This is a genomic window from Haloarcula amylovorans (assembly GCF_004681185.1).
GTDB classification, from domain to species: Archaea; Halobacteriota; Halobacteria; order Halobacteriales; family Haloarculaceae; genus Haloarcula; species Haloarcula amylovorans.
The window spans coordinates 806,840-824,782 of record NZ_SRIF01000001.1; the positions used below are offsets into that span (position 1 = coordinate 806,840).

Annotated in this window: 22 protein-coding genes; all 22 read right to left on the reverse strand. The window is 62.8% G+C overall.

Annotation, left to right across the window (positions count from 1 at the left end; translation table 11 throughout):
- Positions 1–147: 147 nt before the first annotated feature.
- The 22 genes from E4S61_RS04180 to E4S61_RS04280 all read right to left on the reverse strand — a co-directional run bounded on the left by E4S61_RS04180 (position 148) and on the right by E4S61_RS04280 (position 17,888).
- Complete coding sequence (locus E4S61_RS04180) at positions 148–1,206, reverse strand: hypothetical protein (protein ID WP_135302638.1); 1,059 nt, start codon at positions 1,204–1,206, stop codon at positions 148–150.
- A gap of 179 nt (positions 1,207–1,385) precedes the next feature.
- Positions 1,386–1,889: a hypothetical protein gene (locus tag E4S61_RS04185; protein ID WP_135302639.1), complete on the reverse strand. Its 504-nt coding sequence runs from the start codon at positions 1,887–1,889 to the stop codon at positions 1,386–1,388.
- Positions 1,886–2,809 carry a phage tail tube protein gene (locus E4S61_RS04190; protein WP_135302640.1) on the reverse strand — a complete coding sequence of 308 codons (924 nt, stop codon included), beginning with the start codon at positions 2,807–2,809 and terminating at the stop codon, positions 1,886–1,888. Before E4S61_RS04190 ends, E4S61_RS04185 begins: the two co-directional genes overlap by 4 nt.
- Before the next feature lie 168 nt (positions 2,810–2,977).
- On the reverse strand, positions 2,978–4,138 hold the full coding sequence (locus tag E4S61_RS04195) for a sulfatase-like hydrolase/transferase (protein WP_135302641.1): 1,161 nt from the start codon (positions 4,136–4,138) through the stop codon (positions 2,978–2,980).
- Between the two features lie 60 nt (positions 4,139–4,198).
- On the reverse strand, positions 4,199–5,767 hold the full coding sequence (locus tag E4S61_RS04200) for a hypothetical protein (protein WP_135302642.1): 1,569 nt from the start codon (positions 5,765–5,767) through the stop codon (positions 4,199–4,201).
- A gap of 20 nt (positions 5,768–5,787) precedes the next feature.
- Positions 5,788–6,348: a hypothetical protein gene (locus E4S61_RS04205; protein ID WP_135302643.1), complete on the reverse strand. Its 561-nt coding sequence runs from the start codon at positions 6,346–6,348 to the stop codon at positions 5,788–5,790.
- Positions 6,345–6,878 carry a hypothetical protein gene (locus tag E4S61_RS04210; protein WP_135302644.1) on the reverse strand — a complete coding sequence of 178 codons (534 nt, stop codon included), beginning with the start codon at positions 6,876–6,878 and terminating at the stop codon, positions 6,345–6,347. The genes E4S61_RS04205 and E4S61_RS04210 overlap by 4 nt, the downstream gene beginning before the upstream one ends.
- A 1-nt stretch (position 6,879) precedes the next feature.
- The gene (locus tag E4S61_RS04215) at positions 6,880–7,629 is read right to left on the reverse strand and encodes a hypothetical protein (RefSeq protein ID WP_135302645.1); all 750 of its coding nucleotides are present in this window, start codon (positions 7,627–7,629) and stop codon (positions 6,880–6,882) included.
- Positions 7,630–7,632: 3 nt separating this feature from the next.
- The gene (locus E4S61_RS04220) at positions 7,633–7,941 is read right to left on the reverse strand and encodes a hypothetical protein (protein WP_135302646.1); all 309 of its coding nucleotides are present in this window, start codon (positions 7,939–7,941) and stop codon (positions 7,633–7,635) included.
- Between the two features lie 3 nt (positions 7,942–7,944).
- On the reverse strand, positions 7,945–8,301 hold the full coding sequence (locus E4S61_RS04225) for a hypothetical protein (RefSeq protein WP_135302647.1): 357 nt from the start codon (positions 8,299–8,301) through the stop codon (positions 7,945–7,947).
- Between the two features lie 2 nt (positions 8,302–8,303).
- On the reverse strand, positions 8,304–8,657 hold the full coding sequence (locus E4S61_RS04230) for a hypothetical protein (RefSeq protein WP_135302648.1): 354 nt from the start codon (positions 8,655–8,657) through the stop codon (positions 8,304–8,306).
- 8 nt (positions 8,658–8,665) lie between these two features.
- A complete protein-coding gene (locus E4S61_RS04235) occupies positions 8,666–9,637 on the reverse strand; it encodes a hypothetical protein (protein WP_135302649.1) in 972 nt (323 codons plus the stop codon).
- Positions 9,634–11,202: an XkdF-like putative serine protease domain-containing protein gene (locus E4S61_RS25820; protein ID WP_245180575.1), complete on the reverse strand. Its 1,569-nt coding sequence runs from the start codon at positions 11,200–11,202 to the stop codon at positions 9,634–9,636. The genes E4S61_RS04235 and E4S61_RS25820 overlap by 4 nt, the downstream gene beginning before the upstream one ends.
- Positions 11,203–11,205: 3 nt before the next feature.
- Positions 11,206–11,358 (reverse strand): hypothetical protein, encoded by a 153-nt coding sequence (locus E4S61_RS25230; RefSeq protein ID WP_167768409.1) that lies wholly within the window; start codon positions 11,356–11,358, stop codon positions 11,206–11,208.
- 187 nt (positions 11,359–11,545) lie between these two features.
- Positions 11,546–13,396 (reverse strand): phage portal protein, encoded by a 1,851-nt coding sequence (locus E4S61_RS04245; RefSeq protein WP_135302650.1) that lies wholly within the window; start codon positions 13,394–13,396, stop codon positions 11,546–11,548.
- Positions 13,397–13,398: 2 nt separating this feature from the next.
- Positions 13,399–14,994, reverse strand: a complete 1,596-nt coding sequence (locus tag E4S61_RS04250; RefSeq protein ID WP_135302651.1) for a phage terminase large subunit family protein — start codon at positions 14,992–14,994, stop codon at positions 13,399–13,401.
- A complete protein-coding gene (locus E4S61_RS04255; protein ID WP_209309435.1) occupies positions 14,987–15,694 on the reverse strand; it encodes a hypothetical protein in 708 nt (235 codons plus the stop codon). Before E4S61_RS04255 ends, E4S61_RS04250 begins: the two co-directional genes overlap by 8 nt.
- A 109-nt stretch (positions 15,695–15,803) precedes the next feature.
- Entirely contained in the window at positions 15,804–16,028 is a 225-nt protein-coding gene (locus E4S61_RS04260; RefSeq protein WP_135302652.1) for a hypothetical protein, read from the reverse strand.
- A 299-nt stretch (positions 16,029–16,327) separates the two neighbouring features.
- Positions 16,328–16,516 (reverse strand): hypothetical protein, encoded by a 189-nt coding sequence (locus E4S61_RS04265; protein WP_135302653.1) that lies wholly within the window; start codon positions 16,514–16,516, stop codon positions 16,328–16,330.
- Positions 16,513–17,028, reverse strand: coding sequence for a hypothetical protein (locus E4S61_RS04270; RefSeq protein WP_135302654.1), 516 nt, complete (start codon positions 17,026–17,028; stop codon positions 16,513–16,515). The genes E4S61_RS04265 and E4S61_RS04270 overlap by 4 nt, the downstream gene beginning before the upstream one ends.
- 238 nt (positions 17,029–17,266) lie before the next feature.
- Entirely contained in the window at positions 17,267–17,533 is a 267-nt protein-coding gene (locus E4S61_RS04275; RefSeq protein ID WP_135302655.1) for a hypothetical protein, read from the reverse strand.
- Positions 17,523–17,888 carry a hypothetical protein gene (locus E4S61_RS04280; RefSeq protein ID WP_135302656.1) on the reverse strand — a complete coding sequence of 122 codons (366 nt, stop codon included), beginning with the start codon at positions 17,886–17,888 and terminating at the stop codon, positions 17,523–17,525. Before E4S61_RS04280 ends, E4S61_RS04275 begins: the two co-directional genes overlap by 11 nt.
- Between the last annotated feature and the right edge of the window lie 55 nt (positions 17,889–17,943).

Sequence of the window (17,943 nt, forward strand, 5' to 3'; positions counted from 1 at the left end):
GCGGGTTTAGGAGTGGTCTTTGGGTGCCTTGGAATAGTATACGGAGTGATGATCTCAGACTGGGTCACGTCAGCCATTGCTCTGGGGGCTGTTTTCTATGCAGCGGCGACGATTCGCCTACAAGAACAAATCCGAGCGTTGGAGCAGTCATAGCGACCGCTCAAGGTCTCGCTTGACCTGCTGCACGGCCTCGTCGATGATGCCCTGCTTGTCCTGCCGACTGGACGTGCTGTTCCCCGACTGCTGAACGTTTACCGTGCTTTTGACGTTTACATTTCGAGGCGTGCTGCTGGACCGTCCTCGTGGGCGTGGAATGAGCCCGCCGCCCGAAAGGTTGTCCGCCGTTTGCAGCAGTTGGGGGAGAATGTTCACCGGAGTCCCGATGCCGCCGGTCATGCTTGATGCTCCACCGGTTGCACGGGCTAATTCCCGTCCGCCGGCGGCAACAAGGCCACCTCCAGCAATCCCTCCGATTATATCCTTCGCGGAGATGTCCGCCACACTCCCGATGACATCCCCGACATCCAGCGAGACGGGACTGTCGATGAGCGCCTTCGCCCCGACCACGGCGGGCTTCCCGATCACTGCCTCCGCGGAGAGCGTCGCCGCCTGGGCCACGACGTCGGCCGCCGCCACGACAGCGGGGTCGGACACGACGTCATGGACTGCCATCTGTAGGGGCTGTTGGACGACGTCCGAGGCAGCCACTGTCGCACCGCTCGACACGAGTGCGCTGACTGGAACGCTCGCCGCTTGTGACACCACGTCGGCCGCGGTCAGAGCGACCGGACTGACGACGTCCTCCTCGGTCGTCTGTCCGGGAGACTCTGGCTCTGGCTGCGGCTGAGGCTGTGGGCCGGAGTTCGGCGACTCCGAGATGGCGAGCGTCGAGAGCGCTCCACCCAGCCCGATCGCGCCGACGGCACTCACCTTACCGACGCGACGGAGGCCGCGGAGGATGCTTACGTCACCGGATTCGTTGGTGTCGATGAGCTCCCGGAGCAGGTCGTTGCGCTCTCGGTTCAGTTCGACGTTGTCGTCGAGGTGGTCGACCGCTGTCGAGAGTTGCCTGCGCCCGCGCCGGCCCCGGCCCCTGCTCGAGGAGACCGCACTGCTGGCGCTGACGGAGAACTCGTCCTCCAGGTGCGTCCGTGCGCCCTCGATGCTCTCGATGACGAGGGTCCCGGTCGCTTCGAACTCGCTCATGTCTCAGTCCCCCAGCATCCCGCCGAGTGACCCGCGGACCTCGAGAATGTCATGGACCGAAAGCCAGTCGAGGACGGCCGGCCACGGCATGGCGTTGAAGTCCTCGATCGACCCGCCGCGGTCGATATAGACGGAGCGCGCGTAGCGGTAGACCGTCTCGTGGTCCAGTTCATCTTTGGTCAGCTCTCCTTTGGCGAGTCGCTGGAGCCGATCGCGTTTCCCTCCGGATCGAGGAGTTCATCGATGCGCGCCGATGCCCATCGCTGGAAGTACGGATGCAACTGGCCGACGGCCGCCGCTCGCTGTTCGTCCGACATGTCCTCATCGACGTACGGCGCCTCGACGGTGCCGTCGGCGATGAGCAGCAGGTCCGTCCCTTCACCGCCGCGCTCGGCGACCTCGGCCTCGATGCCGTTGAGAGCGCCTGCCCGGACAGCGCCGAGGGTGATGCCCGAGACCTGTTCATCCCACTGCGGGAAGTCGTCGGACTCGTGGGCCTGGTCGCGGGCCCAGATGGCACCCTTGCGCTGGGTGGCCAGTTGCGAGCGCTTGGACTGCAGCTGTGGGAGCAACGGATTCCCCTCGTCGAGATCGGTGATCTTGTCGGCCGCCTCCTCGATGCGCTCTTCGAGGGCATCGATAGACTCGTCGAACTCGAAGCGTGTCTCGTTGAACGTCGTCACGAGACGGTCACCCCGCCGTCGGAGTTGAAGGTGTTCGTCTCGGTCGTGTCATCGCTGCTGATGACGTTGTTCCAGGACTCCGTCGCCGGCGTGATGTCGGCGAGGTCGTACGTCGAAAGGCTCGTGCCGTCGATAGTGACGTCAACCTGCCCAGCGACGCTGCCGACGCTGTCCTGTGGCGACGTCGCTCCAGTCCCGCCGAGTGCGAGCTCAAGTCGGGATGGTCCGGAGTAGATGGCCTCGGCTGTGAGCTCCGTCGTCGGGTCGGCGATGACGGCGTCGACCGGCGTCGGCCCCGCCGCCCCGTACTGGAACCGCGATATCGACGAGATAGTGATCTCGGCCGACTGGAGTTTGGTGACCGTCGTCCCGTCGATGTCCAACGAGACCGCGTGGAAGGGGGCCGACGTCCCGTTCGAGACCGAGGTTACTCCCGAGGGCGTGATGCTGGTCCCCAGGTTCTCGTCGGCGTACAAGAACGAGACGGAAAACGTCGCCATCCCGCCCTGTTCGTAGCTGACGGGGGTGAAATCCACCGGAATGCACCCCACCAGTTCTCGCTCGCTCGTACCGTCCAGGTAGTCGACGCCGGCGTAGATCTTCGCCGACTGCGGCCGACCGTTGGTAAAGGCCGTCCCGCCGTCGTTGAAGACGAGATCTTCGACGTCGTTGAACGTATCCGAGGAGATAGTCGCGTCGACCGAGACTGCCCCCTCGAAGTTCTGTTTGACGCTCTCGACGGATTCGACAGCGCCGGCCTCATCGAGGCGCTGCAATTGGTTGTCCAACGAGAGGTCGGTCAGCGATTCGCTGCGTCCGAACTCCCAGTACTCGTCGTTGCTGGAGCCGTCCTGGGTCAGATCTCCCATGAACGACTGCTCCTTGCCGAACGCGAGCGTCGCCGAGCCCGCGCCGGTCATGCTGTACCTCCGCTATACGCGTGTCTCATGATCATGAGTATCATCGAAAACCTGCCGCGTGGTATCCTCGACTCGCCCCGCGGCCAGGCGAGCGTCATCAGTTATTTTCGCTACGACATCGGAGAATCAGCCGTTATTGAGGTGTCATTACACGCCGACCGACGATATCTATAGATATCCGAGGTCCTTGAGTTGTTCTTCATTGACCTCAGACTTATCAGCCCCATTGTCGTTATGCCCAATATCACCAAGCTCGTCACGCAGTTCATCAACTTTCGCTGGCAACTCTCCGTAAACATTCTGACTCTGAATAAAGGTTCGGAAAAGTTGAATCTGCTTCCCAGAATGCCGAATAGCGGTTCGTTTTGGACTTTTCAGCAATAGACCGGCCGCCATCTTCAAACCATCTAAGCGGGAGTGAAGTGACTCCACATATCCGCCTTTGTGTCCATAAATGGCCTGAACTCCAAAATTGGCGTTAATAGTGCCTGTGTCTGAGTAAAACTCCTTTTTGAAGTATACATGTGCCATTTCTCGCGGGTTCCCGGATTGCAGCGCTCGACCATCTGGGACGCGTAGATCCTCGCCGAGCGCGTAGGCTATCGTCGGCAAGATGTCTGTGTGGGATATCAGTCGTTCATCGTGCCCCGCAGGCACATCTGGGTGGATGAACGCCGTTGGCGTATAGACGAGTTCGGGAACAGTCAGGTAATTGTGGCCAACAAACCCGTACTCGCCAAAGAGTTCGCCGTGGTCGCTTACGTGGACAATCAGCGTCTCATCTTCAATGCCACGGGACTGGAGCACGGACTGGATGCGCACTAACTCCGCAATCGAGTCGTCGACGCCGCGTTGGTAGTCCGTTCGCATCTTCTCAAAGTCCGCTCCGACCTCCGCGAAATACTCTGGAGCCGTCGTCTCGGACCAATATTTGTCGTAGTTGTGCTGCCCATATGGAGCGTGGCCTCCAGGAGAGTGGCCAATCCAGATGAATGGCTCTTCGGCGTCTTCTATTGCCCGACGGGAGATATCAGGAACAGCACACTGTGTGGCCGCCCGACCATGATCGTGGTCTGCAATCCGTAAGCGTGGTTGAAGATCACCAATCGTGGTCTGGTAATCTTGCACCTCTCGTTTAAAACTCGTTACACCGTGGTTTGGGACGTAAGCGCCGGTTAGAATGCTCGTTATTGATGGTGCCGTGTGGACTGAGGCGGACACCGTTTTATGCGTTCTCCCCATCTCTGCGAGTCTATCGCAAGCGGCATCATACCGTATAGCATCATTGATATAGAGAACTACGTTAGATACACGTGGCAGATCATCCATATGCGACTTTGAGGCACATTTATTAATAAAACTTCACATATTTGATTATTCTATACCGGATTACTTAGCGGACCCACTTATCTGAAACCAGTCGTTCGTCGCCGTTGGGGCCAGTGGGAGATACCAGCTATCGTTCGCCTCATCGTAAACCAGGCACCCGAGCTGATAGACAAGATCAGACATCCCGTTCCATCCGCCAGTACTGCTGGGGTCTCCACTGTTTATTGAGACGCCATTGATTATATTTCGATAGCCTGCTCTGTCCAACAGGCCAGAACCGTTATTTCTCCCAATCACGCGGATTTCGTTCTCGTTTGAGGGACCAATTACGGATAACCCGTATCCGCCAGCATTGCTTGTCGTTATATCAATCACATTCGCACTACTGACAGTAAACCCGCCGAGTTCGAAGTTATTACCGCTTGAGCCGCCATTTTTATCGAGAGAGCCGGAAAGGTGGTTCCGATACCAATCAGCAGTCCCCATGTGGATCCCTCCTGCATCGTTCCGTCTGACAACGAAGTCCCAGACCATATCAACAATATTTGAGGAGTCGACGGCGTTGACGACGTTCACACCCCAACCGCCGTTTACGGCGAGATAGACGTTCTTGAGGTGCATCTGGTTGAGAGCAGATCCACTCGCTGCGTCAAGACGGATAGCGTCGCCATCGCAGTATTCGATCAATGACGAGATGAACCGATAACCATGAGTTTGGTCAAGGACCATTCCATGTTCAGGATAGTATTTGATGAACACATGGTCCGCGTGGAGGTCCTTCGGTTTTGCCGACCCCGAATTATCAGTGACAAGCCACGAACCGCTCGAATTAGATGATTTGTTGCCGTAGTAAGTGAGGTGCTTAAACGTTATAAAAAATGTATCTGACTCGACAGGACCATACTGGACGGCATCGATATTTGCCGATGGTGCCTGTTGTAACACAGTATTATCCATGCCTGCTCCCGTTAAGGTGAGTCCTGTCCCCGTTATATTGAGTGTGGTTGAGTAGACGTATTCTTGGTCGCTCGGGGTGATATGGATGTGGCGACGATGACCGTGGTTGGACGTGATCGTGTTAATGAGCGCGTGTATATCAGTGTCTTCGTAGTAGGAGAGGCCCGTGTTGCTGTAGGCTTTGTAATTGCCACCGTCGTCCTCGATGATGTAGTCAGGTACGATACTTGCTTGCTCTGTAGTGACCGAATCGTGGGTCGTGTCGCCGAAGGTGGTCAGCTCGTCAGACCCACCCTTTTCGTGGGTGCTGGCGTGGGCCGCCAGCGCGATCGTGACACTGTCGCCAGCGTCGTCGACGGTCGCCGTGATGCCGTCGCCGCCGACCAGCAACGATCCGACTTCGTCGCGGACTTCCTCGGCATCGAGGGCCGACGTGTCGATGGTCAGCGCGTCGTTCGCATCGTCGTAGCTGACGCTGACCTTGTCTCCGCCCGCCAGGAGCGCGTCGACGACGTCCTCGACCTCCTCTTCGATGAGGCGGTCGGCGAGCGCGCTGTCGACGTCCTCGAACGCGCTGCCGTACAGGTCGGCCCACGTTGGGGTGCCGTTGTAGCCGGTGGTCGGATACTCGATACCGAAGTTGCTGGTCGTGTTGGTGTTGTCGTTTGCCATGATAGTAGCACTAAAAATGGTCAGGGGACCGGTAACCGCTCGAAGCCGTCGAACTGGACGTCTTCGTCCCGGCGGAAATAGTCGCCGTAGTTGTGGGACTGGGGCGCGGCGTTGGCCAGCTGCAGATGCGTGTACCTGATGTCGGGCGTCTGCGTGTCGGGGAACGTCCGAACGCGCATGATCGCCCGCCGGACCGTCCGGACAAGGGCCGGCCACGGGATGCCCTGTTCGCCGTTCGAGTCGATGTGACCCCACTCGCCGTGATGCAGTCCCTCGATGCGAACGCCAGCCGAGCGCTCTATCGAGTGGTCGTACTCGGTCCCGATCGGCGTCGACGACTCGTCGACCGGGGCAATCGAGACGACGTTCGTCTTCGTGAGGTCGAGCGTGTGGCCGCGGTCGGAGCTCCCGGCAGATCCGCCGCCGGCCAGACCTTCGCCAGCGTCGTACTCGTCACTCACGCGATCGACAACCTCGAGCGGCGGCGGATCCTCGCCAGCCTCGCCGTAGCCCGCGGGCATGGCCCCGGCGCCGTACTCCTTGTCGATGCGCTCGATCAAAAACTCAACCTCAGCGGTCACTGTCCAACCCTCCGGCGCAACCAGTTGAGACTATCCCGAACAGCTCGGCTCTCTGGTAGGCCCGAGACGTCGGTAGCGGGCAGGAACGCTGTCCCGTCGGGGAACATCTCGTCCAGATACGGGTACTTCTGTGCGTCGAACTCGAAGACAAGGATGGGGTCGCCGTCGACGGTGTGGTCGCTGGTTCCGAACTCCCAGAACTGCAGCGCCTCGTGGGACCACGACCACTCGGCGTGGATGGACGTCCGGTCGCGCTCGGCCTCGACGCCGGCGAAGCTCTCGATGAGTGGGCCGACGTCGTAGTCCTCGCCGCTGGCGTAGGCCCGCAGTTGCTCGTGTGCCTGCTGGACGCTCTGGTAGACGAGGTTGTTCCGTGAGTTGACCATCGTTTTCTCGACGTTGTCCAAGAGCGCCTGCCGAGAGTCGTCGCTCGGGGCGCGCGGGACCGTGATGTCGAGCGTCGCGCCGACGGGGTCGGTAGTGAGCTCGAGCGAGAACTCGATGGTGACCGATAGCTGAGCAGTGGCCACGTCACCGGTACACCTCCAGCAGTTCGTCGGCCTTGCGCTCCATCTGGTCGGCCAACGACTCGATGCTTCGGACCCGCGCGTTCTCGGGGATCTGCACAGCAGCCTCGTCGACGAAGTCCGACCCAGCGCGGAACGCCACCGCCCGGCGGACGTTGCGCGGGATGCCCTCGTGGCCGTGGCTCCATTCGAGGTAGACCGCGTTGGCCCACGAGTCGAGGACGTACTCGTCGTCCTCGCCTTCCTTGAGGAAGTTCGTGGTGTCGAGGTAGAGCCGCGACCAACCGCCGTTGTTGACGCGGGGATAGTAGTCTTCGCCCGATGGCGGCCACGAACCTTCGGTGTAGTCGTCGCTCGCAGCCCAGTCCTCGTAGGAACCGTCCGCCGTCCGAACGTGGAGCGCCTCGATAGACTTGGCATCCCGCCGGTCGAGTTCTATCTTGGCGTAGTCGCCCTGGGACGTCTTCGGCGCCGGCCCGTCCTCGTCGACCACGAACGCCGACGCGGTCGGGATATCGTGCTCGTCGTCGCGAGACTTCGGGCCGGTCGGGATGCCGATCGTCGACGCTTCGTCGAGGATTGACGCGCCAGTGGGTGCGCACCAGTGGCGCTTGAGCGACTTCTCCAGCCACTCGGTCTGGGCCGTGATCGCGTCGACGGCAATCTGCTGGTCCTGGGAGATGTCGCCGGGCAGCTCCGCTTCGCGCAGTGCTCGGCGGAGGTCCTCAAGCGTGCAGTACCCTGTGTCGGTCATGTGTTACCTCGGGTTGTTCCGCGCTTCGGCGCTGATGGTCGTTCCGTTCGCGCTGGTCAGCTGGACAGTGGCGGCCTGCGGGACGTCGACGACGTAGCTGCCGGTCGCCGACAGCGTCCGGTTGTCGACCTCGTAGGTGCCGGCCTCGCCGACGATCTCGATGGTGAGCGTGTCGTCGGCGTTGCCGCCGAGTCCCTCCAGTGCCACACAGACTGCCGGGGTGTGGAACTGCGAGACGTCGACCGTCTTCGTTTCGCCGGCGTTGAACGTCGCCGAGTCGGCGAGGACGGCGCTAGCGTACCACGCTGGCATCGGTTAGTCCTCCTGGACGGCGTTGATGCGGCCCTGTATCGCTTCGAGAGCGGTCTCCCGGTTCTTGCCGGCCTCTTCGGCGTCGTAGACCGCGGCCAGCACGTCGATGTCGCCGATGTCGGCGAGTTCGTCGCGGAGATCTGCGACCGAGTGGTCGCTCGGGTCGGGCGCGAGCGAGTCGTCGGGCGGCTCGTCCTCCTGGCCGACTGAGTCATCGCGGCTGTCGACCACCTCGAAGTCCTCGTGGTCCGCGAGGTAGTCGGCGAGGTCGCCCTCGACGTCGTGTTCGTCGCCGGGATCGAAGCCGTAGCCGCCAACGCGATACGTCCCGCCATCAGCGGTGTACTGTACCCGCGGCATGGTCAGGCACTCCCGGTCGCGACGACGACCCAACCCGACGTCGTGCCGTCGACGTTCCGGACGGTGGCTGTGGCTCCGGCGCTGGTCATGTTCGCCGGGCCCGTCCCGACGAAGTCGGCGTCAGTGAACGACAGCGTCGGCGTGTTCGCACCGCCGTTGTGGACGACCGTGACTGTCTGTCCCTCCTGGGCGGCCGCGTCGAGGTCGACGGCGTTGGTTCCGTCGGGGTTGACGACATGCGTCTGGGTGTCCTCGCCGACGGCCGTCGCGGCCCCGTTTCCAGGGCTGTCGGTCTCCGTGTACGGCGAGGCGCTACCCTCAAAGTGCTCTCGGATGCGGTTGTTGGTAGTCGTCATGGTCTACCTCAGGCAGTTGGCAGGTTGTTCATGAGCACTGCGCCGTTCTCGTCCTCGACGGAGAAGTCGTCACGCGTCCGCATGAAGTAGCGGGCGAAGAGGTCGTTCTCGGCGGTCTTGTCCGTCGCGTCGAGGACCTCGATCTCGGTCTCTCGCCAGACTCCGTAGATGAGGTTCTCGGGGTAGGTGAACAGCGCCGTGTCCTCCGGCCACGCAGCGAAGCCGTAGACGTCGTAGTTGAACGGCGTGATGTCGTCGTCGCTGAAGAGGACTGCAGCGCCGAGCGGATCCTCTCGCTGGGTGAGGTCGTACTCGTAGTCCTCGATGTGCGAGAGGTTCATCATGTAGACCGGGTCGTTGACGTTCTGGTTGCGCTTGAACTTGTTCGGCAGCGCAGACCGGGCCTCGTGCCAGAGGCTCGTGTCGATGGCCCCGCCCTGATGGTCGTAGGTGTTGGTGTCCGTGCGGTCGTTGAGGATCTTCAGCCAGCCGTCGTTCTGCCTGAGGAAGGCCTGCGAATCACCGCCGGAGGTGTCTGTGGTGTCGCCGTTGATGCCGAGGTCCTGCGTGTCGGTGGCCCACTGTGAGGCCATCTTGTCGAGCACGATCTCGTCGACCTGGCCGATGGTGTCCTCGACAGATTCGCGCTGGAGGTCCCACGAGAGCAGGCCCTTTTCCGCGTCCATCTGGATGCCGTCGGTGTTGACCGTCGCCGACCCGCTGCTGGTCCCCTCGGTCTCGCTGCCGCCGCGGCGCATCCGTTCGCCGACGCCGATGCGAGCGAGCTCCATCTTCGGCCGCGGGAGAACCTCCGTGCGGACCATGTTCATCAGCATGGCCGTGTCCTGCACGCGACGGAACCAGTCCTCGAAGAGGTCCCGCGGCATCACACCGCCGGAGAGGTCGGCACTGTCGAACTTCTCGACAGCCTTCTCGTTGGCCTGCCGGACGCCACTCATGCCACCGCGAGTCTGGCTCATCGGCCACCCCCGGTCCCGGCCGCACGACGCTTGCTCTCAGGGATGAAGAACTTCTGCCGGTCGCCGAGTTCGCCATCCTCACCGCCGTCGCCACCCTTCTCAGTACCGCCCAGCTGCTGGGACTCCGTCGCGCCGGTCTGCTTGGAGATGGCGTCGATGCGCTCGGCGTTCTTCTCGGTCTGCTCGACGACTTCCTGCGCCCACTCGGGGGCGTCGTCCATCGGGTTGCCGCCGTCGCCGGCGTTCTGGATCTCGTCCAGCCGCTCGGCGTTCTTGTTGGTCTGTTCGATCAGGTCTTCGGCCCACTCAGGGGGCTCGTTGTCTCCGTTGCTCATGGAATCGCCGGCGGCTACGGTGCCGCCGTCTGTGTCCGACGTCTCGCCGTCGGGGGCGTAGTTGTCAGTCTCCTCGACAGCCTTCCGGCGAATCCGCTGCGCCTCAGCTGCGAACCCGTCCGTCGGGCTTTCGACCGAGTCGAGTGACTCGATCTCATTCCCGGTGGCCTGCTGGAGGTCCTCCACACTCCCGTAGATAGAGACGTGTGGGTCGTCGAGTGCGTCCGGGAATGCGTCCCGACGCCAGTCGACGTAGACGTCATGTTCGGGGAAGTCGACGCCCATGCCCAGCAGGTCGCCGTCGTAGTTTGTGTCGTCGTCCTCGGCAGCGGTGATACGGAAGACGTCGACGCCGACTGTGTCCTCCTTGGACACCGTAGCCGCCGTCTTGTCGCCGCTTTTCGAAGCCGACGCCGCGCCATCCAGGGCCTCGGACCGGCTGTCGTCATCGGACCTGGTGAGCGTGTTGAGGAACGCCGATGCCGCACTGGTCAGCTTACTCTTCGTGCCGGGCTCGCCGGCGCCGTCGACGCTGACCGCGCGGTCGAGGACGTCCCACATCCGCTGGGCGTCCTCCTCGCTGTGACCGCGCTCCTGTGCCTCCTCGAGGAACCCGCTACGGTTGCCGAGGTGGTCGGCGAGGCGCTTCTCCGCGGTCGCTGCCCGGGCCTTCGACGTCGAGAGGATCTGGGCGTCAGGCACCGCGGGAAAGTCGACCGCGCTGACCTCCTGAACGATGCCATCGGTCAGTTCCCAGTACTCGTTGACGTCGACCTCGTCGGGGACGGTGACGTCGTCGGGGAGGTCCTCGGGCTCCTCGCCGTTGAACTCCCAGTCGACGTTCACGGCGCCGATAGAGTGCCCGCCAAGGACGTCATCCTCGACGAGGGCCCACAGTTCGTCGTCGTTGTAGGCCCATGTCTGGACCCACGCACCCTCGGGGACGGTCGTCTCGCCGATCTCCTCGGCTTCGGAGAGTACCTCGTTGCGTTCGAGGGCCATCCACTCCGAGGGCCAGACGGCATGCATGACGCCGCCGTCGGCCTCCTCGACGTCGATGAACGCGCCGAACTGCGTGGCGAACGTCTCGATCGTCTCGGGGCGCGCCCAGTCGCCGTGGTGGTCGACCGTCTTCGGGACCATGACGACGCCCGTCGCTGTCTGGGCGTCGTCGTCCTTGGCGATGTAGTCGACGCGCTTCTCGTAGTGCTGTTCGTCTCTCTGCTTCACGGACTACACCTCGCCGTTGGCGTCTTCGTACTGTTCGACGATGCGCTTCAGCGAACGAACGTTCTCGTCGTTGATGTTGACGCGAACGTTGGTGTGCGACTCCGTGAGGCAGAGGAAGCCGTTCCCATGTTCGTCATCTTCGTAGTGGAATGTCATCTGTCAGTCTTCGTCCTCGTCATCGTCGGCGTCGTCGGCGTCCTCGTCGTCGTTGGCACGACCGGTTTCGAGGACGCCGCGCTTCTCGCCGCGCTCCTTGTCACTGTTCTTACTCATGGTAGAATCGTGCGCCCGGTCGTGCCTCGCACGGGGAGCCGGGACTCCCGTGGTCATCAGCGAGTGGCCGTCAGTCGTCGTCGGCCGTCGGGGCCGCCGCGCCAATCTGTGGCCAGCCAGTCGTGGCAGTCAGCTCCTCGTAGACGAAGTCCCACTTGATATGTTCTGCATGGTAGGAGCCGTGCGAACTGGCCTGTTTCAGCTCCGACCACGTCTCCTCGGGTACGTTGAGGTAGACATAGATCCGGTCGGTCGGGTCGCCGAGGAACCGAATGTAGAGGTCCTTTGTCTGTCGGTCGTACAGCCCCGCTTTGAGGTTGCTGCTCTCGAAGGGCATCATATCGACTCGCGTCTCGTCGGGCGACAGCGGGTCGTCCAACTCGACGGTGACGCCGGGGCGCTCGCCGATCTTGTTGGCCTTCGGCGGCGCGTCGTCTGGCCGGCTGGACTGTGTGCCCGGCGCGTTGGGGTCGACCTCGTTGCCGACGTTGGCGAGGAGCGTCTCGCCGTCGACGGGATGGTCCTCGGGCAGCGGATCTTCGCCGATCATCTCCAGGGCGCGGTTGACCGGGAGCGCCCCACGCACTGCCTGGATCTTCGTCCGTGCGACGCGAGCGTCTTCGCTGGGCTGGTCGGCCCCACGGAGCTCGAAGTTAATCGTCCAGTCGTCGACGTCAAGCGCGGTCTGGTGGAGGATATGGTACAACCGCGCCTCGAACTTCGCCTGCTCGGGCTCGATGACTCCCTTCGCGAACTCCCGGACCTGCTCCTTCGAGTTGGCTCGATTCGACGTCGACGTGACGTTGATGAGGATTGGCGGCACCGAGTGCGCCTTGGCGATCTCGTGCTCGTTGCGCTCACGGAACGCCTGGAACTCCATGTCGTTGGAGTCGGTCGCCCCCAGCGGCTCGAACTCGATGTCGACGTTACTGCCGTCTTCGGTCTCCAGTGGGTTCTGGGCCTCGAACTCGTCGACCTCGAGGATGGCCGTCCGGTAGGGCTCGCCCTTGAGGTTCTCCTGCAGTTCCCGGAGGTCCTCCTTCGAGGACTCGGTGAGCTTCCCCCCAGTGACCTTGATGGCGTAGTGCGGGATGCCCAGGTTGTCGAATATGTCGTGGTTCCATTCTTGGGCGGCCTCGTCGGCGGCCATCGTTCGCATCGCTGCGATCCAGTCGGGAATGCCGTAGTACAGCGAGAGTGATGACGGGTTGGGAACGAAAATGAGCTCGTTGGCTGGGCTGTTCGGGAGGGCCGCAGCGCTATCGGCGACGTCGCCGGTCTCCTTATCGACGAAGGTCTTGTCCCCGCCGTAGCGGTCGCCCGCCTCGCCGAAGTACCGACGTCGCCCCTGTCGGATTTGGACGTAGCCGTGGCCGCTCTGAATCTCTTCCTCACCGTCCTCGGTTTCGGTCGTCGTCTTCCGGACACGCACCGTCGTCGCTGGGATGTGCGCCAGCCCGACCGGCGTGCCGTCGCCCTCGACGAGGATCTCCAGGGCGGCCCAGCCGATGCCGTGGTAGTCCCGGCGAGCAAGTTCTAGTACTTCCTCCGGCGTTGAGGCGGCCGTGCCCTCGGGGCCCAGTTGCCACCGCGACTCGCTACCGCGCCAGAACGATTCGATAGTGTCGTAGTCGGCGCCGTCCGGATCGGGGTCGTCGGCCTGCGGGTGCGGGACGATGTCGAAGCCGTAGCCCACCTCGTAGCGGGCCTTCATCCGGACGCAGGCAACGTGGGTCTCGTTTAGCTCTTGGAAGGCACCCAGCGTCTCCGGATTGTACGGCGGGACGATGCCCCGACCGACGTCCGTCGCGATGCGTCGTTCGTCTAGCTGTGTGGTCTCCTCAGCCTTTTCGAGCGCACCGCTGTTACCGGGTGTCGATACGGACAGGGAGACACTCGCGTCGTCATCGTTGTCAGTCATGTTTAGAGGTAGCTCACTCCGTTGGAGTCGTCATCCTGGTCGCCGGCGTCCTCATCGAGCGCGCCGATGTCCTCCAGGTGCCGAATGCCTTGCTCGGCCATGTACCACGCCGCGATGAGGTCGGGGGTGTGACCCTGCAGCTTCCCGTCGGAGAGAGTGAGCGACATCGCAGCCTGGATGAAGTCCTCCGTCCCCGAGTGACCACGATAGAACTGGATGCCGCCGTTCTCGACAAGTCGACGGAGCCGCGGGATACCGTTCTCCCAGCTGTGTTTCTTGCCCGTCGTCGGGATGCCCGTCACCTTCGCTCGCAGCGCCGCCGAGAACTCGACGGCGTCGTTCTTGACGTACTGCTGCATCCCATTGGACTCGATGACGATGACCGCTGGGTCGTAGCGGTCGTCCAGGTCAGCGAGCGTCGCCTTGATAGCCGATGGCTGCATCCCCGTCTCCGCCTTCGCATCAAGGAGCTGTCGACGGCCATCGCGACCGACGCGGAACGCGACGAAGGCCGCGTTGTCACCGGTGTCGGACTGGGCTGGGTCGTGGGCGACGATCGTGGCCTCGCCAGCGCCGGGCGTGAGCTGGCGGGGCGGCTCCTGGCCTCGAATCGAACACCCGCCATCGTCGACGAGGCGATTGACGTCGGCCTCCTCTATGAGGTTGCCGCTGGCACCCCTGATTGTGAGTGTATACTCCCGCCAGAAGAGGTAGTCCGCCATCTTCGAACGCTTGTTCGCCAGCCAGTCGGGCCCTCGAGCGTCAGGCCAGAGCAACTGCAGTGTGCCGCTGCCCCACGGGTTCTCGACCTGAGTGTAGAGGTCCTCGTCGGGCCGGCGATCGGCCCAGTCGTCGTCCTCGCGATACTCCTGGTCCCACGTATCGAGGATGGCGGGGAACTCCCGCAGCGCGTACCCCTCGTAGTCTCGATAGTGGCTGTAGATGTCGTCCGGGCGCTTCCGGGTCCCGACGATCACCGTACGACCGTCGTCCTTGACCATCGGCTGGGCGACACCGTCGACCCAGTTGAGGACGTCCTCGGTCTTGCCGTCACCCTGCTCGCTGATGATGTCGTCGAGGATGAGCAGGTGAGCCCGTGCACCCTCGATGGAGCCTTTGAGCCAGCCCGTCGTCAGACTGGAGCCGTTCGCGAACTCCTTCGTCTTCTTCGAGTCCGTATCCCGGGGCTTGTTGAGGTTGATGAGCCACGGGTTGCGCTCGATGAACTTGTTGAGCTCGCGGTCGGCCTTCTCGTAGGCCTGCTCCATCGTGTTCATCGCCCAGATGACGCGGTAGCCGTCGAGGTACTCCAGGCAGGCCACGGCGTACGTCGTGATGATGGTCGTCTTCAGTCCGTCCCGGTGACACAGCAACGCGAGGTCACCGTCGACGTCGGCCTCGCCGGCGAGGTGTTGAAGCCACTGGTCATGGTGGCCGCCCAAGGGCGCCCAGTCGTCGTACTCATCACCCATGTAGCCCTGCGAGAGCTTGTTGGCGAAGTCCAGCCAGCAGCCGTGCTCGAAGGGGTTGTACGCTGCGCGGATCTCCGCCCGGGAGAGGTCGACCTCGGTCGTGCCGCCGGCAGTAGTACTACTCATCGTCGAGCGTCGCCTCCCGGACGGCCGCCGCGGCCTCTTCGTTGAGCGAGACAGTCGTCTCCATCTCGCCGTCGACGTTCATGTTGATGTCCGTCGAGTAGACGCCAAGCGCGTCGCCCTTCGCCTCGAGATGTGACGACTGTTCTTGACGGGCCATCGCCTGCCCCTTGAGGTCGTCCTGGTCGCGCTCGAGGCCGTCGAACTCCTTGGTGTACTTCGGCGAGCCGTCGACGGCCCGCAGCGGGTACTCCTCGCCGGGGCGGACGGACGTCGTCCGATCGGTAAAGCGGATAATGACGTCGCGCTCGGTTGCCCATTCGGGCCAGTCCTCGTCGCCGGGCTCGACGAGCTCCCACTCGGGCCACTGCATCGACGTCTCCCGATCGTCGGAAACGCGGTCAGTCTTCGGGACAACCCGGATGATGGGCTCGTCCTTGGTAGTGTCACGTTCAGCCTGCCGGGCCCGCTGGTAGAGTTGTTCCTCGCGCTCGGCGATCTGCAGGCGGACGTCAGCGTGACGCTGCTCGATCGCCTCAATGACCTCTTGCTTTGGCTGCTCGTTTAGGTAGTCCCGGACTGTCGACCGAGCGTATGAACCGATGCCCTCAGCCTCGAAGCGTTTCCGGATTTCCCCGACGTCGAGATTGTCGAGGTAGTGCCACTTCAGGGCGAGGTGGACGCGGCGGTCTCGTGTGCTCATAGGTAGGTAGCTGTCGCGCGGTGTCGTGAGGTGATATATACTTTAAGTAGGCTGGCCGGAACGGGGAGGCCGGCCAGCAAATCGGCTGTGTAGTATGTCGAAACTGTGATTATTTCTCATCGGGATGGGTCTCATCTCGCAGCGCCTCGATGTCTTCACGCTGGAGGTCGGACAGCACGGCCACGACCTCGACGGCCTCCCACCCGACGACGATAACGGCAGCGAAGCCAGCGGAGAGTGTCGGGTCAGCACCCTCGCCGATAGCGTACACGCACGCCAGAACGGCGACGAGATCGGCCATTGCCTTGATGATTTTGTACAGTCGAAAGCTCATGTTCAGATGGCAGCTAATAAGCCAGCCAAGGCGATGTTGAAATTCGGCGACCTCTGGGCCTCTCCAGAGGTCTCGTGAGTTGTTCGTGGCCATGGTGTCATGCATTAGGTGTTGGAGTGTCCGGGTGGGGAGTCGAACCCCGCGCTCGAAGAGCGTACCACAGCCGGACGGAGCGGCCACGAGATAGTGGCCACGCTGGGGGTGACTGTTGGGTTGGATCTGCCGGTTGAGCAATCGATCGGATGGAACTGTACGCACGATGCAGACCCTCGCCGTAACACGGGTCATCGGGGGTGTAATCAGCGAACCGGCGGCGTCGCTTCGTCCTCGTCGACGCGAAGAACTGTCCCGCCGATGTCGACGCGGTAGAACCGATGGATGCCGTCGGCATCAGCCTCTACAATCGTGTCGACGACCGGACCGGCTCGGATATCGCCCCGAAGGGTCTCGACGGCGACGCGCTCCGGCGCCGACGGCTGGATGCTCATCTGTGCTGAACTCCTTTCGCGGCTGCGACGGCGAAGATGCGCTTATCGTCAGCCTCGTGGTCCGGGTGGGACTTGAGGTGAGCGACGACGTCGTAGACGCGCTGGACGTCGACGAAGTAACCGGCCTCCTGGAGGCGCTCGACCAGCGCCGGGACGCGGTCCAGCGCATCGCGTTTGCTCAGCGTATCGGACTGGGAGAGGCCTCGGACCGACCCGCACTCGCCGCAAGTGGTGCGGGGGACGGCCTTGGGAGCGGCGTTCGCGATGGTCGCCGGCGAGTCGATGAGTTCCTCGCCCTGGACGGCCGACGGTGTTCGCCAGCTGGCGGTATCTTCGCGGCCCCAGTCGTCTCGCTCGACAGTATCCGACCGGCGGAGCCGGGAAAAGCACTCTGAACAGACTTCGTGGTCGTGCCAGACGAGTGTCTCAAACCACTCCAACGCGACCTCGCCCGACCGGGCAGGGTTGCGCGGTAGTGGCGACGCTCGCGGTGTGTCAGTTGCTTGTGACATTTGGAAAAGAAGTCAAACAGCTATCGGCTCGACAGCGGGATTCATCGGGTGTCTCGGCCCGCTACCGTGATTCGTGTACGCTAACCTTTCATTATCGGCATTCTGACTTAAACGCTTGGATAGTGGGGTGAAAGCCCCAGTCGACCATGTCCTCCCCCGGAGCGTGTACGCGACCGGCGAGTCATCCCGCCTGGTCATGTGAACGATTGTCGACTCCGGGGTGTGAGGTGGCCGCTGGTCACACGTCGGGGTGGCCGGTGGGAAGGTAGGACTCTCTCGGTCGGCCAGTGCCCGGCGACGCACCCCACACTGTCACGAGTTCTCCCTCGTCGCGCAGCTCTCGAAACCGGTCCTGGAGTCGTTCTGGACTCAGGTCACAGTGGTCGGCGGCCTGCTCGGGAGTGACGCCACCACGGAGACAGTCCCGGTCGCCGGCATCGAGCGCCGCATGGACAGCGTCGAGGACGGCGAGGTCGGACTGACGCGGCCGGCCATCACGAGTCATCGAGAACCTCCGCAATACGTGGCCGGTCGGCGACCTCGGGGTAGTGCTCGACGAGCCGGCGGAGTTTGGACTCGGTCAGCAGTACTAGCCGGAGGTTGCCGTCGGGGTCGCGGAAGGCCAGCAGGTCGCCGTTGTCGAGTGCGGCCTGGATGGATGCCTTCAGTCCCGACCGAGTGTAGACAGCGTAGCAGGCGAGCGTCTGGTAGACAACGCGTGGCCGAACGCCCGGCCGTTGCTTGGGACTTGACTGGTGATCGACCACGGAGAGGACGCGGTCGTAACGATGCTTCGTGTCGACGTCCTCGTTTTCGTCGGGAGCGTCGTAATCCGAGACTGCTGTGAACTTGTTCACCATAGGGATTTGCTGTGTGTGAGCCGCCGAGCGCCGGATTTTCGATGTCGCAATCCGG

Excerpts from the sequence above, each read along its gene's own strand:
- E4S61_RS04250 (WP_135302651.1), bottom strand. The coding sequence starts at position 14,994 with ATGAGTAGTACTACTGCCGGCGGCACGACCGAGGTCGACCTCTCCCGG.
- E4S61_RS04265 (WP_135302653.1), bottom strand. The coding sequence starts at position 16,516 with ATGAGCATCCAGCCGTCGGCGCCGGAGCGCGTCGCCGTCGAGACCCTT.
- E4S61_RS04280 (WP_135302656.1), bottom strand. The coding sequence starts at position 17,888 with ATGGTGAACAAGTTCACAGCAGTCTCGGATTACGACGCTCCCGACGAA.
- E4S61_RS04245 (WP_135302650.1), bottom strand. The coding sequence starts at position 13,396 with ATGACTGACAACGATGACGACGCGAGTGTCTCCCTGTCCGTATCGACA.
- E4S61_RS25230 (WP_167768409.1), bottom strand. The coding sequence starts at position 11,358 with ATGACATTCCACTACGAAGATGACGAACATGGGAACGGCTTCCTCTGC.
- E4S61_RS04275 (WP_135302655.1), bottom strand. The coding sequence starts at position 17,533 with ATGACTCGTGATGGCCGGCCGCGTCAGTCCGACCTCGCCGTCCTCGAC.
- E4S61_RS04270 (WP_135302654.1), bottom strand. The coding sequence starts at position 17,028 with ATGTCACAAGCAACTGACACACCGCGAGCGTCGCCACTACCGCGCAAC.
- E4S61_RS04195 (WP_135302641.1), bottom strand. The coding sequence starts at position 4,138 with ATGGATGATCTGCCACGTGTATCTAACGTAGTTCTCTATATCAATGAT.
- E4S61_RS04220 (WP_135302646.1), bottom strand. The coding sequence starts at position 7,941 with ATGCCAGCGTGGTACGCTAGCGCCGTCCTCGCCGACTCGGCGACGTTC.
- E4S61_RS04260 (WP_135302652.1), bottom strand. The coding sequence starts at position 16,028 with ATGAGCTTTCGACTGTACAAAATCATCAAGGCAATGGCCGATCTCGTC.
- E4S61_RS04230 (WP_135302648.1), bottom strand. The coding sequence starts at position 8,657 with ATGACGACTACCAACAACCGCATCCGAGAGCACTTTGAGGGTAGCGCC.
- E4S61_RS04180 (WP_135302638.1), bottom strand. The coding sequence starts at position 1,206 with ATGAGCGAGTTCGAAGCGACCGGGACCCTCGTCATCGAGAGCATCGAG.
- E4S61_RS04190 (WP_135302640.1), bottom strand. The coding sequence starts at position 2,809 with ATGACCGGCGCGGGCTCGGCGACGCTCGCGTTCGGCAAGGAGCAGTCG.
- E4S61_RS04225 (WP_135302647.1), bottom strand. The coding sequence starts at position 8,301 with ATGCCGCGGGTACAGTACACCGCTGATGGCGGGACGTATCGCGTTGGC.
- E4S61_RS04200 (WP_135302642.1), bottom strand. The coding sequence starts at position 5,767 with ATGGCAAACGACAACACCAACACGACCAGCAACTTCGGTATCGAGTAT.
- E4S61_RS04215 (WP_135302645.1), bottom strand. The coding sequence starts at position 7,629 with ATGACCGACACAGGGTACTGCACGCTTGAGGACCTCCGCCGAGCACTG.
- E4S61_RS04255 (WP_209309435.1), bottom strand. The coding sequence starts at position 15,694 with ATGAGCACACGAGACCGCCGCGTCCACCTCGCCCTGAAGTGGCACTAC.
- E4S61_RS04235 (WP_135302649.1), bottom strand. The coding sequence starts at position 9,637 with ATGAGCCAGACTCGCGGTGGCATGAGTGGCGTCCGGCAGGCCAACGAG.